The following is a 14374-nucleotide window of genomic DNA, read 5'->3' on the forward strand; positions in this document are numbered from 1 at the left end:
GTGAGCTAGGGATTGGCCGCCCGGCCGGTCGCAGGACCTCCGGTCCCGGCGCGGGCAGGGCGTGGAACCCCTTAAGACCGCGGCACAGTACACATAGTCAGGGGCTGAAGCGCCGTAGGGCGGAACGCGGAGCGATCCGCCGTCGACGGTAGTGCTGAGCTCGGCGGATCGCTTCGCGTTCCGCCCTACTGTGCTTCGTTCTTGATATGTTCTGGTGGAGGGGTAGGTTCCCGCCATGCCGAACTATCGCCGGAAATATGGGGAGGGTGGGACCTTCGCCTTCACCGTCTGCCTCGCGGATCGGCGACTTCGTACCCTGACTGAACAAATTGGCGTCATCACGAAGGCTCTTCGCGCGACCCGGGAAGCTCGCCCGTTCCGGACAGAGGCACTCTGCATTCTGCCGGATCATCTGCATACGGTTTGGACATTGCCTGACGACGATACGGACTATCCGGCGCGGTGGCGGGGCTTCAAGCTTCGGGTCACGAACGCCCTTGGAGAGCGCATCTGGCAACCTCGCTATTGGGAGCACACGATCCGAGATACCGAAGACTTCGCCAACCACGTCAACTACGTTCACTGGAACCCGGTGAAGCATGGTCATGTGCGCGAGATGGACGATTGGCCTTTTTCTACGTGGCACCGTTGGAAGCGTGAAAGCGGCCACACATGGGAGATGTCGCCGGATCTGCGCCCGTAGGGCGGCTTGCGAAGCCAGCCGCCGGGGCCGAGCGCAAACGCTACGAACCCCACCACACTTATCCCCACCCCCACCCACCATGCTAAACCCACCTCATCGCTCCGGGGGCGGAGGGTGGCTGGATCCGTCATCAGCATACCCCGGGGCACCGGTTGGTCTTCTGTGGGCAGAGGAGTGGCAACGCTCCGGCCCCTGACGGCATCGGCAGGGCGTGAGCTAGGGATTGGCCGCCCGGCCGGTCGCAGGACCTCCGGTCCCGGCGCGGGGAGGGCGTGGAACCCCTTAGAGACCGCGGCACAGAACAATCAGATCCTCAAGCAGCGGTCACCCGCGCCGGGGTCCTCCATCCTTCATCACCCGCGCCTCCCGCAGGAGACAGCGGCCGCTCGGCATGGCTCCGCGCCACCTCACACGATCGCTCCGCCCGTTCAGGCAAACGCTTCCAGCGATAGGAAATCCCGGCGCTCCACACTTCTTACGTGCATCACAAACGCGCGAGGTGTGTGTCCCAGCGCGGGCAGGGCGCACCCCCTCTGTCAACCTTGCTCCCGCTCCGGGGGGAGCAGGACAGACAAAGGGGAGACCTCCATGAAACACCTGATCGCGGGCCTCTGCGCCGCCGCCGCTGTGACCGGCGCAGCTTCCGCCGCTACCTTCACTGTCACGGTCGACGGCACTGACGCCATCTTCCTCGCAGGCCGGATAGACCTCGCCATCCCGCCCGCTAACCAGCCCTGGGGCGATAAAAACGCCGCTACCGATGACGGCCTCCGCCGCCACTCAGGCGCCACGCCAGAGGAGGCGCTCGAAACCCTCCCGCCATTCCTCACGGTCATGGCAGGCGACGTCGTCCGCGTCCTCGACCCTGCGGTGGGCGGTGTTAACTTCTTCAACGGCAACGCAGGCGGCCTCTTCGGTCCTGAAGGCAATGGCGGCGCAGGCAGCTCGAACATCACCAGCCTCGGGGGCATCTCCGGCTACACCGGAACCCAAGGCGCCCTGACCGGCGTCTTCCTCTCCGATGCCGTCCCCAACGGCGCTCCGCCAGCGACGCTGCCGTTTGACGTGAACGCCGTGAACATCGCCCCGCAACTCGGGCAGATCTTCTACATCGGCGACGGCCAGACCCCAGGCGGCGAATTCCGCACCTTCACCGCGCCTCCAGGCGCAACGCGGGTCTTCTTCGGCATCCCCGATGCGTTTGGCTTTGGCGGCGTGCCGGGTGCCTATGATGACAATGACGGCAGCTACCGCGTTCGCGTCGGCATCAATGAGATCCCGGAAGTGCCGCTCCCCGCAGCGCCGCTCCTCTTCCTCTCCGGCCTCGCCGGCGTAGGCTTCCTCCGCCGCAAAAAGCGCTAGGCTCAATCCACGCCCCGGGATCGGGCCAAACGGCTCGACCCCGGCGGCGAAGCCGGGCACAGAACCGAAGTGCCTGACGATGGAGAAGCCTCGTGACCGACACCGTTCCCGCCCGCGCCCGGGAAGTGCTGCGCTTCTGGTTCACGGAAACGCCCGCGAAAAAACGGTTCAGCTCGAGCCCCGAGTTCGATGCGGAGATCACGGAGCGCTTCAAGGACCTGCAGGTCGAGCTCTCGAACTTCACGAAGCCCGAGTGGATCGAGACCCCCGAAGCGCTCCTCGCAGCCGTCGTCGTGCTCGATCAGTTCAGCCGCAATATCTACCGCGGCTCCGGTGAAGCCTTCGCCAGCGATGACAAGGCGCTCCTGCTGGCGGAGCTCGGCATCGCCTGCGGCCACCTCGATCACTGGGGCTCGGACAGAGGCAACTTCCTCCTCATGCCCCTGATGCACGCCGAGCACCTCCCCACGCTCGAGCGCTGCTGCGCCTTGTTCGAGCAGCGCTACCCTGAGGACGAGGGCAGCCTCACCTTCGCCCGGCGTCACAGGGAGCCCATCGCGCGCTTCGGCCGCTACCCCTCGCGAAACGAAGCCATGGGCCGCGAGACAACGCCCGAGGAGAAGGCTTTCCTCGACGAGCACCCCAGCGGCTTCTGACATAGGCAACAGCGATAGACGCTATTGCTGCGCATAGGGTTGGCCATTTGCGCGAGGCGACGTAACTCCTCCGGCAACTGGAACCCAAAACAGGAGGAAACCCCATGTCGTTTTCCGGAACCTACGCAGTCGAAATCAACACCCCGATGGGCAAGCAGGAAGGCACCCTGACCCTCGTCGAGGATGGCGGCGCGCTCACCGGCACCATGGCTGCCCAAGGCGACACCGCTGAGATCAAGAACGGCTCCGTCAATGGCGACACCGCCATGTGGGACGTCGATGTTTCCAAGCCGATGCCGCTGACCCTTGGCTTCGAAGGCAAGAAAGACGGCGGCAACATCAACGGCTCCGTCAAGCTCGGCGCCTTCGGCAACTCGACCTTCACGGCGACTGCCCAATAATCCCCGCCGGCTCCGGCCGGATGTAAGATCGAAAGCCTCTCCGGGCCTCCCGGGGAGGCTTTTTCATGCAGCAGTGATCACTTACGGGTTTGCGTTCTCCCTCCAGCCTTTGGTAGGCGCTGGAGCAGAACGAGAAGGACGACCATGGCCGAAGCTTCGACCCCTGCCAGCAACTACTCCGCCACCAAGGAAGAGCTGCTCGAATACTACCGCATGATGCTGCTCATCCGCCGCTTCGAGGAGAAGGCGGGCCAGCTCTACGGCATGGGTCACATTGGCGGCTTCTGCCACCTCTATATCGGCCAGGAAGCGGTCGTGACGGGCCTTGAGGCGCTCCGTAAGGAAGGCGACCAGGTCATCACCGGCTACCGCGACCACGGCCACATGCTGGCCTGCGGCATGGATCCCAAGGGCGTCATGGCCGAGCTGACCGGCCGGGCAGGGGGCTACTCCAAAGGCAAGGGCGGCTCGATGCACATGTTCTCGTCGGAGAAGAAATTCTACGGCGGCCACGGCATTGTCGGCGCGCAGGTCCCGATCGGCGCGGGCCTCGCCTTCGCCAACAAGTATCGCGGCAACGACAATGTCAGCTTCGCCTACTTCGGCGACGGCGCTGCGAACCAGGGTCAGGTCTTCGAAGCCATGAACATGGCCGAGCTCTGGGACCTGCCGGTCATCTTCGTCATCGAGAACAACCAATACGCCATGGGCACGAGCGTGAAGCGCGCTTCGGCGGAGACCCACTTCTACAAGCGCGGCGCCAGCTTCGGCATCCCGGGCAAGGAAGTGGACGGCATGGACGTCGTCGCTGTCCGCGAGGAAAGCCGCGAGGCCATCGACCACGCCCGCAATGGTGGCGGCCCCTACGTCCTCGAGATGAAGACCTACCGCTACCGCGGCCACTCCATGTCGGACCCGGCCAAGTACCGGACTCGTGACGAGGTCGACGACATCCGCTCGAACCAGGACCCGATCGAAGGCATCAAGCCGCGCCTCGCCAAGGCCGGTGTCTCCGAAGAGGAGCTCAAGGAGATCGACAAGGAGATCAAGGCGCAGGTCAAAGAGGCCGCCGACTTCTCCCTCGAAAGCCCTGAGCCCGATCCGGCTGAGCTGTATACGGACGTTCTCGCTGAAGCCTAAGCGAAGGCTCCTCAGGCCGGTTTCGGACTATGCGGAGCGCGAGCTCCGCAGCTTCCTCTATGAAGGCGCGGGCAGCGAGGAGCTGTTCCTCACCCCACCCGGCGAAGCGTCGCTCGTCTCGCCGACGTCGCTCACCGCAACGATCTACAGCGTTCCGCTAACGGTCTACATTGGCGGCATTGCATCTGTGATCCTTGAGCTGACGCTGCCGAAGGTGCGCCACGGTGTCTGGGACCATTCGGTCTTCCCGCAGGACCCGGTCGTCCGCCTCAAGCGAACAGGGCTGGCCGCTATGGTCAGCTTCTACGGCGCAAGGTCTGTCGCCCTGAAGATGATCGAAGGCGTCAACCAAAGGCACGCAAAGATCAGTGGCAAGACGATAGATGGCCAGTCCTACCGCGCCACCGATCCCGAACTCCTCCTCTGGGTCCAAGCCACCGCCGCATGGGGTTTCATCGAGGCGTACAGCGCCTACGCACAGAAACTCAGCGGCGAAGACTGGAGCGAGGCGCTCACCGAAGCGGTGCCCGTGGCCGAGGCTTACGGCGTCGGTGATCCTCCGAGGAACAGGCCTGACATCGACGCTATCCTCACAAAGCATCAGACAGACCTCGACCCATCCGAAACCCTCAATACCTTCCTTACCCTGATGAAGACAACCCCAACTCTCCCAGGCGCGGGCCGTTTCCTCCAACCGCTCTTCGTCCGTGCGGCCATCAACCTCGTCCCGGACGAGATCAGCGAGCAGCTCGGCCTCGCGCGTCAGGGCCTCCGCAACGGCGAGCGCCTCCTCGTCCAGACCCTCGTCAGTGGCTCGCGCCTGATAAGCCTCAGGAACCACCCCGCGGCACTCCAGCGCCAGCGGCTCGGCTTAAACCCCCGCTGAAACCGCGCCACGCAGCATCGCCTTTCCAAGCTTCAAGCACTCGGTTAGAGCGCCCCTTCACCCGAACGAAGAGATCACCATGACCGTCCACGTCCGTTTCGCCCCATCGCCTACTGGCAAGCTCCATGTCGGGAACATCCGCGCTGCGCTGTTCAACGCGCTTCTCGCCAGGGCTCACGGCGGCGTGTTCCTGCTCCGCTCGGACGATACGGATCAGGCCCGGTCGACCAAGGCGTTCGAGGACGGCATCCAGAACGATCTCAAATGGCTCGGCCTCGAATGGGACGACTTTGCACGTCAGTCCGAGCGCTTCTCGGTCTACGAGGACGTCGCCGGCCACCTAAAAGAGCAGGGGCTCCTCTACCCCTGCTACGAGACCGCCGACGAGCTTGACCGCAAGCGGAAGCTCCAGCGCGCCCGTGGGTTGCCGCCGGTCTATGACCGCGCAGCGCTCGAGCTGTCCGAGCAGGAGAAGGCGGACCTCGAGGCCGAAGGTCGCCAGCCGCACTGGCGCTTCAAGCTCAAGCGCGCGGAGGTCCGCTGGGACGACATGATCCGCGGTGAGCAGGCCTTCGACACCGGCACCATGTCCGACCCGGTCCTGATCCGCGAAGACGGCGCGTTCCTCTACACGCTGCCGAGCTGCATCGACGATGTCGATTTTGGCATCACCCACGTCGTGCGCGGCGAAGACCACGTCACCAACACCGCGGCCCAGATCGAAGTCTTCCAAGCGATCATCGACTATCGCGGCGATGGCAAGATCCCGACCTTTGCCCACCACTCGCTGCTCGTCGGCAAGGACGGCGAAGGCCTCTCAAAGCGTCTCGGCTCCCTCGCGATCGAGAACATGCGCGAGGAGGGGATCGAGCCCCAAGCCATCACCAGCCTTCTCGCCCGCCTCGGCACCAGCCAGCCGGTGGAACCTGTCCTGGCGATCGAGGAGCTGGCCAAGGGCTTCAGCTTCGACATCCTCGGCCGCGCGCCCGCCCGCTTCGACATGGAGGAGCTGAAGCTTCTCAACGCCAAGATCCTGCACGAGATGCCCTACAGCGCTCTGGAGTCGCGGCTCGTGGAGCTCGGTGTCTCCGAGGATGTCTGGAACGTCGTGCACGGCAATATCGAACGTCTCGAAGACGCCGCCGACTGGCGCGACATCATCCAGCGCGCGATCCTGCCGGTGATCGACGATGAGGACCGCGAGTTCTGCCGCACCGCTGCTGAGAAGGCGCTGACCGTCTCTGCTGATGGTGAGGGCTGGTCCGTGCTGACCAAGGCGCTGAAGGAAGAGACTGGCCGCAAGGGCAAGGGTCTCTTCATGCCCCTCCGCAAGGCGCTGACAGGCAAGCCCAATGGCCCGGAAATGCCGGACCTCTTTGCGCTGATCGGAAAAGAGAAAGCCGCCGCTAGGCTTCGCGGCGAGCGCGCTTAAGTCTAGGGAACTATCCGACAGGAGGTTCCCATGACCACCCACGACCTGACGCATTCGGAAGACCTGGCAACGCGCATTGTGCCGCGCGCCCGTGATCTTGGCGGCTTCTCCGTACGCAGAGCGCTGCCCTCGCCCCAGCGGCAGATGGTGGGGCCATTCATCTTCTTCGACCAGATGGGTCCTGCGGACTTCAAGCCGTCGGATAAGGGCATCGATGTGCGCCCGCACCCGCATATCGGGCTGGCCACTGTCACCTACCTGTTCCAAGGGAAGATCCGCCACCGCGATAGCCTTGGTACGACCCAGGACATCGAACCCGGTGCGGTCAACTGGATGACGGCAGGGAAGGGGATCACCCACTCCGAGCGGACGCCAGAAGACCTTCAGGGTACGGCCTACGGCATGTTCGGTATCCAGACATGGATTGCTCTGCCCAAGGACAAGGAAGAGATGGACCCCGCGTTCATCCACCACGGCAAGGACGCGCTGCCGACCCTCGATGGCGATGGCCTCCACGGCAAGCTGATCCTCGGTGATGCCTACGGAGCATCGTCACCGGTCGAGACCGCTTCAGACACCTTCTACGCCGACGTCACGATCGCTCCGGGTACGAAGCTCCCGCTGCCTGATAATCAGGAAGACCGCGGCATCTACGTCGTTCAGGGCTCGGTTGAGCTGGCGGACAAACAGATCGGCGAGGCTGAGATGCTGGTTTTTGGCGATGGGCCGCAGGCGGTGAAGGCTGGCCCAGACGGCGCTCGCGTGATGGTGTTTGGCGGCGGGGTCATGGATGGGCCGCGGCATATCTGGTGGAATTTCGTGGCTAGCGACAAGGATATGATCGAAGCCGCCAAGGCCGACTGGAAGAAAGAGGGCCACGGACGGTTTACTCTTCCGCCTAATGACGATCAGGAGTTCATCCCGATCGACTAGGCTTAAGCCCCGCTGTCCACGAGCCGCACCTTCGCCCCGATAGTGCGGCCTTCGGCATCGGCTACCGTGAAGCGATAGAAGCCTTCGCCGTCGGGATGCCAGAGGACATTGCCGTGTCGGTCACGCTGAATCGGCTTGCCATCAACGTACCATGAGAGCGAGCCGTTCCCCCGGGCCGAAAGAACGAATGGCCTGCCATCAGCCTTGCTCCAGAGGGTCGAGCCGTCCTGAGGAAAGACGATCTCAGGTGCGGTCTGGCGCTTGATGCGGCGCAGGGCGACGGGTTTGGGCTCTGCAGGACGATCCTCACCCACGCCCTCGCGCTGTACGCTGATCGCATCAAAGACGTCGAAGAGCACAGGTAGGGCTGTCTCCCGCCCGGTTGCGCCGGGCCTTGCGCCGCCATCGGGCCTGCCGATCCAGACGACGACAGCGTGGTCACCGCTCACGCCAGCAGCCCAGGCGTCGCGGAAGCCATAGGATGTGCCGGTCTTGAAGGCGATCCGGGTACCGCCCTTGCCCAGCTTCGCGGGCAGTCTTCCGTCTACGGTTGGAGATGCCTCGAGGATGCTGCGGATATCCTCAGCGGCTTCGGCGGATAGGAGGCGGAAGGGTTCTTTCTGTCCGGCAACCAGCGCTTCCTCCTGAGTCCGGATCAGCGGGCGCACTTCGCCATCATGCCCAAGCGCCGCGTAGAGAAGCGCGAGGTCCTGCGCCGTCGTGCCGAGGCCACCAAGCGCGACTGCGAGACTATGCGCCGAATTCTCCGTTCCCGGAAGAGCGACAGGCACGCCGCTGCTCCTGAGGCTGCCAAGGAAGCGGGCAGGCCCGACCCGGTCGAGGAGCAGGACAGCGGGAACATTGAGCGAATGCTGCAGGGCCTCCGCCGCCGTCAGTTCCCCGTTGAAGGTCCGTCCGAAGTTCTGGGGCTCATAGCCGCCAAAGCGTGTGGGCAGATCTGCGATCCGCGTGCCCGGTGCGGCAATCCCTTCCTGAAACGCAAGTCCGTAGACGAAGGGTTTCAGTGTGGAGCCCGGCGAGCGCTTGCGGTTGGTCAGGTCCATCCAGCCGCCCGGCCTGCCTCGTCCAACCGACCCCACCGAGGCGATAACGGCATTGTCTTCGAGGCGGACGATCAGCCCCGCAGCCTGAACATCGGGTCCTTCACTATCCGCCGTAATGGCAAGGAGGCGCTGCAGCGCCATCTGGGCTGGTCTGTCGATCGTTGTGCGGAGGATGGCTCGCTTGTCGCCATCTTGTTTGAGGCTGCCCGCGAAATGCCAGGCATCAGATGGGAAGGCCTTTCGGTCTTCCGGTACGGCTGCGACGTTCGCCTCATCCATGCGCTGCGCAGGAAGGAACTCCTTTGCCTCCAGCTGAGACAGGACCGCCTTGCGGCCACCGCGAGCAGCTTCAGGCCGCAGGTCGGGTCGTCGGGCCTCAGGGGCCTGAGGGATCGCCAGAAGAAGCGCGATCTCTGCATCCGTGAGCGCCTTGGGGTCCCGTCCGAGGTAGGCGAGGCTGGCGGTCCTGATGCCTTCCAGATTGCCGCCATAGGGCGTCAGCGTGAGATAGAGCTCAAGCACCTCGCGCTTTGTCAGCCTACGCTCGATCTGCCATGCCCGAAACGCTTCGATGGCCTTTGACGGCAGGGTTCTGGGACGAGGCTCGAGAAGCCGCGCTGTCTGCATCGTGATGGTCGAGGCACCCGATACGATCCGCCCTCGGAGAATGTTGTCCCGGCTTGCACGAAGAACGGCGAGCAAGTCCACACCGCCATGCGCGTAGAACCGCTCGTCTTCGATCAGCAGGAGGGCTTCGATAAACCGCGGATCGACCCTGTCCAGATCAGCTGCCAGCCGCCAGCGTCCGTCTTCGACGGGAAATGTCCTCAGCGGCAGGCCATCGGAGTCTGTCACGACTCGCGAGAGCTGCACCTCAAGCGGAGGAGGCAGGGCCCTGTCGATGGCCAGGACGAAGAGCGCCGCTGCCAGCAGCCCTCCGCCGAGGATCAGGGCCAGCCGTCTCACGGAGCGATGACCATCTCGCGGCTTGCCGAGCGCCCGAAGATCTGTGGACGGTACATATCTTCGGTTACCGCGCCGGGAAGGGTGAAGCTTCCGGGCGTCACCGCTCGTGCGATGTAGGCAAAACTGAAAGGGTCATTCCCTGCACGGATCACCGAGGCGACAAAGCGGTCATCCCTGGCTTCGGCGATATCGGCGCGGGTCAGCCTGCCAAGGAACCGGTAGGGGCCGCTGACGGCATCACCCGGATCCAGCACGGCTTCAATCTCGAGGCCAGCGGGGAGGAGGTCCGTGACCACCAGCTGCGCCCTGCGTTGCTCGGCACGGTTCAGGGTGAGCTTGACGATCACACGGTCCCCGCGGGCCAGCGTCGTGAGGTCAACTTCGTTGCCCGCCGTGTCGGTGATCGCTTTCGTGACCTCAATGCCTTGGGAGGTAGCGGTAGGCGCCTCTGATGGGATGCCTTCCGTCAGGGTGCTGACGTAGATCGTCTCGTCGCCTGCGTTGTCGTAGCGCTCGCCAGTTGGAATACCATCGAGAACATCGCTTTGCGTCTGGCTTCCATCCTTGGTCAAGAAGGCCTGGTCACGGCCACGGGCCATGGCTTCTGCCGCCTTGAGGAGGAAGGCTTTCTCCTGCGTTGTCATACTCAGCGGATCGGGGAAGTTTTCGTCAGCACGGAAATAAAGCGCTGCGGCTTGTTCGGTCCTGCCGCTCTCGGCAAGGAGCTGGATGATGCCAGCTGCGTCGCGGTTGATGGTCTGGTACCAGTCCCCGCGATTGACGTAACCCGCCGTCGCGACCGCGCGCTTCAATGCGTTCTCGGACCGCCCCCTGTCGCCGATGGCTGCGAGTGCTGCGCCGATCTGGGCCTTGGCAAGGGGGCTTTCGATCTCGTCGAGCTGCGCATCGTGGACGTAGCGCAGGCGCGACCGGTCAGCCTTTCCGGCCTTCGCCAATACGTAGAGCGAGTAGGCGGACGAACGCTGCTCAAGTCTAGCTTGCGTATCCTCCGTATAGCGAGGAGACCTGATGCGGGTATCGTAGCCATAGGCGCGGTAGAGCTCACCCATACTCACGGGTTGAAGCGCGCGGTGGGCGAGGTCGAGCGCAGCTTCGGGAACCGGCATCCCCGCTTCGCGCGCTGCCGCTAAGAACTCCACGGCATAGGCGCCAAGCCAAGGCGATGCCGAGCGGTCACCGACGCGCCAGAGGCCAAAGGCTCCATCCGGGCCCTGCCGCTCGAGGAGCGTCTCGACGGTCTCACGGAGGATACGCGTCTCGCGATCATCCCGGTCGGACTTATAGAGCAGCGGCGTTGCGCGGCTCACCAGCTGCTCCGTACACCCGTAGGGATAGGAGAGGAGCGAGTTCGAAAGGCTCGCCCTGTCAATGGGCGTCGGTGAGGCAGAGATCAGCGTGCTGACCGAGCCTGGGATCAGCCCATCGAACAGGTCTGCTGGCGGTGTGTAGCCGCCTCCAGCCTCGACGGTGGCCCTTGCGTAGCGGCGCTCAGGGAGAAACGCGCCGCGGGTCTCCATCTGATAGGTCCGGGAGATGCTGAAGCCTCGGGGTCCTTCGACGGCGAGGGTGTAGGTCTCCACGCCAGGGTCGCCAGCCGTCAGGGGCACCGAAGCTTCACGCCGCTCTCCGGCAGACAGATCGAAGCTGCCTGACACGGGTTCAATCGATCCGCTCTCTGTGCTGACGGTGTAGTTGTAGGTGCCGGCTGCGCCTTCCACATTGTCGACCGTGAGCGTCGCCTCGGCACTGTCGCCTGGCGAAAGGAAGCGCGGCAGGACGAGCTCTGCCGGCACAGGGTCGCGGACAGTTAGCGGTGCTGACGCTGAGCCCAGCGCATCGTCAGACCACAGAACGGCCATGACGCGCAGCTCGCCATTGAAGTCAGGAACGGCGACGTCGATTTGCGCTTCGCCATCGCTGCCGAAGCTGACCGGACCTTCGAAGAGCGCGACGGTCTTGGTTGGCACGACCGAGAGGCCTGCTCCGCCGATCGCGTCGCCACCTGAACGCAGGCGGCCCATTTCGCCCGTGTCTGGGTCCAGCAGCCGTCCGTAGTCGTCATAGACGTCAACGCCGAGCGAGCGTTTGCCGAAGATATAGTCCTCAGGATCTGGCGAGGCGTAGCGGGTGAGAAGGAGGATGCCCTCATCCACCGCCGCGAGGGTCGCATAGACTTCCTGCCCCGCCGCAATGTCTCCGCCGTCGATGGTGACGGTCAAATCCTCACGCGGACGAACGAGTTCGGGCATGTCGAGAGCCACGTCGAAGGTACGGCCGTCCATGTTCATGGGGACATAAGCAGCACCCACAGCACGGCGGGGGATCGGCTGGATGCCCGGCTTCCTGTCCGTATAGAGACTGACGAGGACGTAGGCGCCTGCGCCCCATTCCTCCGTGACGGTCAGGGTGACCTCCGTGCCTTCCGCGGGCACATCCACATGCTCCAGCGACAGGATGCCATCGGCGGCCACAGCGACCTCTGCGATGCCTGCGTAGGGCGGTTGAATCGCCACGGTGATCTCTTGGCCGACAGTGACCCCTTCGTCGGGTGTCAGGATGCGGACGCTGTCAGGCGCAGGCGTTCCGTCTGCGGAGCGGCCACCATAACCGACCCAGAAGCCGCGCGACGCAAGGTCTTCGCCGTCATGGCTCGCGATGAGGGTATAGTCGCCCCAAGGCAGTTCCGGCGTTGAGACGAGCGCAGCGTCCGCTCCCGGTTGCGCAAGTCCTTCGGTGATGGTCACAATTCGCTTAGACCGTCTCCAGCGCCAGCGGCCGCTTTCTTCCCTGTACCAATCATACTCATAGTCGCGGCGGATGAGACGCCAGCGGACATCGGTGGAGAGAGGCACACCGTCGCCATCGACTGCGCGCAGCTCGAAGGTCGCGGGCTTCTCACGCTCTGCCGATCCCTCGAACCCGGGTTTCAGGCCAAGATAGACCTTCCGTGTGCGGTAGGGGATACGGACATCGTCCTGAACGGCCCTGCCGCCTGGCTCCTCGGCGCGCACGACAGCCCGCACGCGAAGGGGCTCAGCCGCGCCTTCGCCGAGATCCTCCGGCGCGATCGGCAAGGCGGCCACGCCTTCGCCATCGGTCGTAACGACAGGCAGCTCGAAGCTCTCTGCGCGGTAGGGCGCGTCGTGAAGACCGAAGCTGTAGCCTTCATGCTGGGGGAAGGGGTTCGGTTGCCGCTCGACACGGGCGGAGCCATCGACCCTGAGACCAGCGCCTGGCGCACCGTAGAGGAAGCGGAGCCGCGCCTCGACCATCCGTGTACCGCCGAGCGCAAGCGGCGTCTCTGTGTCAGCTTCAAGCGTGAGCGCGAGGCGTTGCGGCACGAAGTCCTCGACGGAGAAGCTGACGCTGCCGACCTGACCGAGGCCATCGAGCTCAAGAGCGGCGCTCCAGACCCCGCGGCTTGCGGCCTTGGGCAGCTCGAATGCCGCATAGGCGCTGCCAGCCTTCTCGAGCGCATCGAGGCGCACGCGCGCCTGCTCAAGGCCGTTCGGGCGACGCAGGACGAGGGCGCCCGGGCGGTCGTCCGCGGCATAGCCCTCGGCATTACGGGCGAGGGCGTTCACATGCACCGTCTCGCCGGGGCGATAGATGCCGCGTTCGGTGTAGAGATAGGCCTCGACATCCTCCGCCTGCTGACGGCCAGAGACGGGATGTGCTGAAAGATCGAGCGGCGCGCGATCGAGGTCGATGAAGGCAAAGTTGCCCCCGCGGCCTTCGACGACCACCAGCTTCGGCCTGTCGCCGACTTCGCCCCTGAGGAGGGGCGGGTCGAAGCGGACACGGCCTACGCGGCTTGCGACCTTGCTCGAGAGAACTTCGTTGGCCTGCGAGATCAGGCGCACCATCGTCCTGCCGACAGGTTCTGCGCTCGACAGGGAACGGACCGTGACGTCGAGGCCGGAGGCGCTGCGGTAGGCCGTCAGCGCAAGGTCCGTGACGATGATCCAGCGCCCAGCGCGCGCAGGCTGGCTCTCGCCACGATCGGCTGCGGAGGCGTCCGAGACCTGCACGTAGTAGGCCCCAGCTTCGAGCTCGCCGAAGCTTTCCTCAACAGGCATGAGCGTGGTCGTCAGGACATTGCGGGCCCCCGGGGTTTCCAGCGTCCCCTCATAGACAAAGCTCGAGAGCTCCCCCGGTTCCTCATCATACGGCGTATATTCGTATCGGCCTTCGGCGCCCGAGAAGCCTTCCGTGATCCGGCGCTGGACGAGCGCCCGGTCGTTGACGCGGGTGATCCGGACACTGACTTCAGTGACATTGACGGTCTGGATCGCAAGGCCGCGTGCATCTTCGCGGGGAAGGATGATGCCGTTGCCTGCAAACTGCACCACAGGCGGACGGTCGGTGAAAGTGAGGGTGACCGTCTCGTCGCGCTCGAGCCGCTCGCCATCGGCGCTCGGCAGGCCCGCGAGCAAGGTCAGCTCCGCCTCCTGGCCATAGTCGAGACCCTCGATGCAGAGGGCCTGCCCATCCACGGCGATGGCGACAGAGCGCTCGATCTCCACGAAGGGCTCATAGTCGGCCGACGGATCGAGGGGCTTGGTGAAATGGAGGCAGAGCGTCGGCTGGATTCTATCCTCGCGAACCGAGGTGCGCTGGAAGACGAACGGTGTGTCCTGCGCCTGTTCCTGAGCATTGCTGCGCTGCGAAGGGGCTTCGGCGGTTCGGGTCGCCGAGGGCTCCTGGCTCTCGTCCGACCCTCCGAAAAAGTCGCAAGACACCAGAAGCAATGACGAAACGGCCAGTGCCGCACTGCGCAAAAATTTCATATTGTCCCGCCCGTTTTCCT

Annotated in this window: 10 protein-coding genes; 8 read left to right on the forward strand and 2 right to left on the reverse strand. The window is 64.5% G+C overall.

Features of this window, described 5'->3' with window-relative positions; translation table 11 throughout:
• The first annotated feature begins 235 nt into the window (after positions 1–235).
• From HK107_RS09525 to HK107_RS09560, 8 genes are all read left to right on the forward strand, one after another.
• Entirely contained in the window at positions 236–703 is a 468-nt protein-coding gene (locus tag HK107_RS09525) for an REP-associated tyrosine transposase (RefSeq protein WP_173199135.1), read from the forward strand.
• 588 nt (positions 704–1291) lie between these two features.
• Positions 1292–2065, forward strand: a complete 774-nt coding sequence (locus HK107_RS09530) for a VPLPA-CTERM sorting domain-containing protein (protein ID WP_173199137.1) — start codon at positions 1292–1294, stop codon at positions 2063–2065.
• A 92-nt stretch (positions 2066–2157) separates the two neighbouring features.
• Positions 2158–2721 (forward strand): DUF924 family protein, encoded by a 564-nt coding sequence (locus tag HK107_RS09535; RefSeq protein ID WP_173199139.1) that lies wholly within the window; start codon positions 2158–2160, stop codon positions 2719–2721.
• A gap of 104 nt (positions 2722–2825) precedes the next feature.
• Positions 2826–3122 (forward strand): hypothetical protein, encoded by a 297-nt coding sequence (locus tag HK107_RS09540; protein ID WP_173199141.1) that lies wholly within the window; start codon positions 2826–2828, stop codon positions 3120–3122.
• Between the two features lie 144 nt (positions 3123–3266).
• Positions 3267–4262, forward strand: a complete 996-nt coding sequence (gene pdhA, locus HK107_RS09545; protein ID WP_173199143.1) for a pyruvate dehydrogenase (acetyl-transferring) E1 component subunit alpha — start codon at positions 3267–3269, stop codon at positions 4260–4262.
• Positions 4263–4431: 169 nt separating this feature from the next.
• Positions 4432–5148 (forward strand): oxygenase MpaB family protein, encoded by a 717-nt coding sequence (locus HK107_RS09550; protein ID WP_332871549.1) that lies wholly within the window; start codon positions 4432–4434, stop codon positions 5146–5148.
• Between the two features lie 79 nt (positions 5149–5227).
• Positions 5228–6580 carry a glutamate--tRNA ligase gene (gene gltX / locus HK107_RS09555; protein WP_173199148.1) on the forward strand — a complete coding sequence of 451 codons (1353 nt, stop codon included), beginning with the start codon at positions 5228–5230 and terminating at the stop codon, positions 6578–6580.
• A gap of 30 nt (positions 6581–6610) precedes the next feature.
• Entirely contained in the window at positions 6611–7513 is a 903-nt protein-coding gene (locus HK107_RS09560; protein ID WP_173199150.1) for a pirin family protein, read from the forward strand.
• Positions 7514–7515: 2 nt separating this feature from the next.
• Here HK107_RS09560 and pbpC read toward each other — a convergent pair whose 3' ends face one another.
• Positions 7516–9543 (reverse strand): penicillin-binding protein 1C, encoded by a 2028-nt coding sequence (gene pbpC, locus HK107_RS09565; RefSeq protein WP_332871539.1) that lies wholly within the window; start codon positions 9541–9543, stop codon positions 7516–7518.
• Positions 9540–14354 (reverse strand): alpha-2-macroglobulin family protein, encoded by a 4815-nt coding sequence (locus HK107_RS09570; protein WP_173199152.1) that lies wholly within the window; start codon positions 14352–14354, stop codon positions 9540–9542. The genes pbpC and HK107_RS09570 overlap by 4 nt, the downstream gene beginning before the upstream one ends.
• Between the last annotated feature and the right edge of the window lie 20 nt (positions 14355–14374).

Source organism: Parvularcula mediterranea (genome assembly GCF_013085255.1).
GTDB classification, from domain to species: Bacteria; Pseudomonadota; Alphaproteobacteria; order Caulobacterales; family Parvularculaceae; genus Parvularcula; species Parvularcula mediterranea.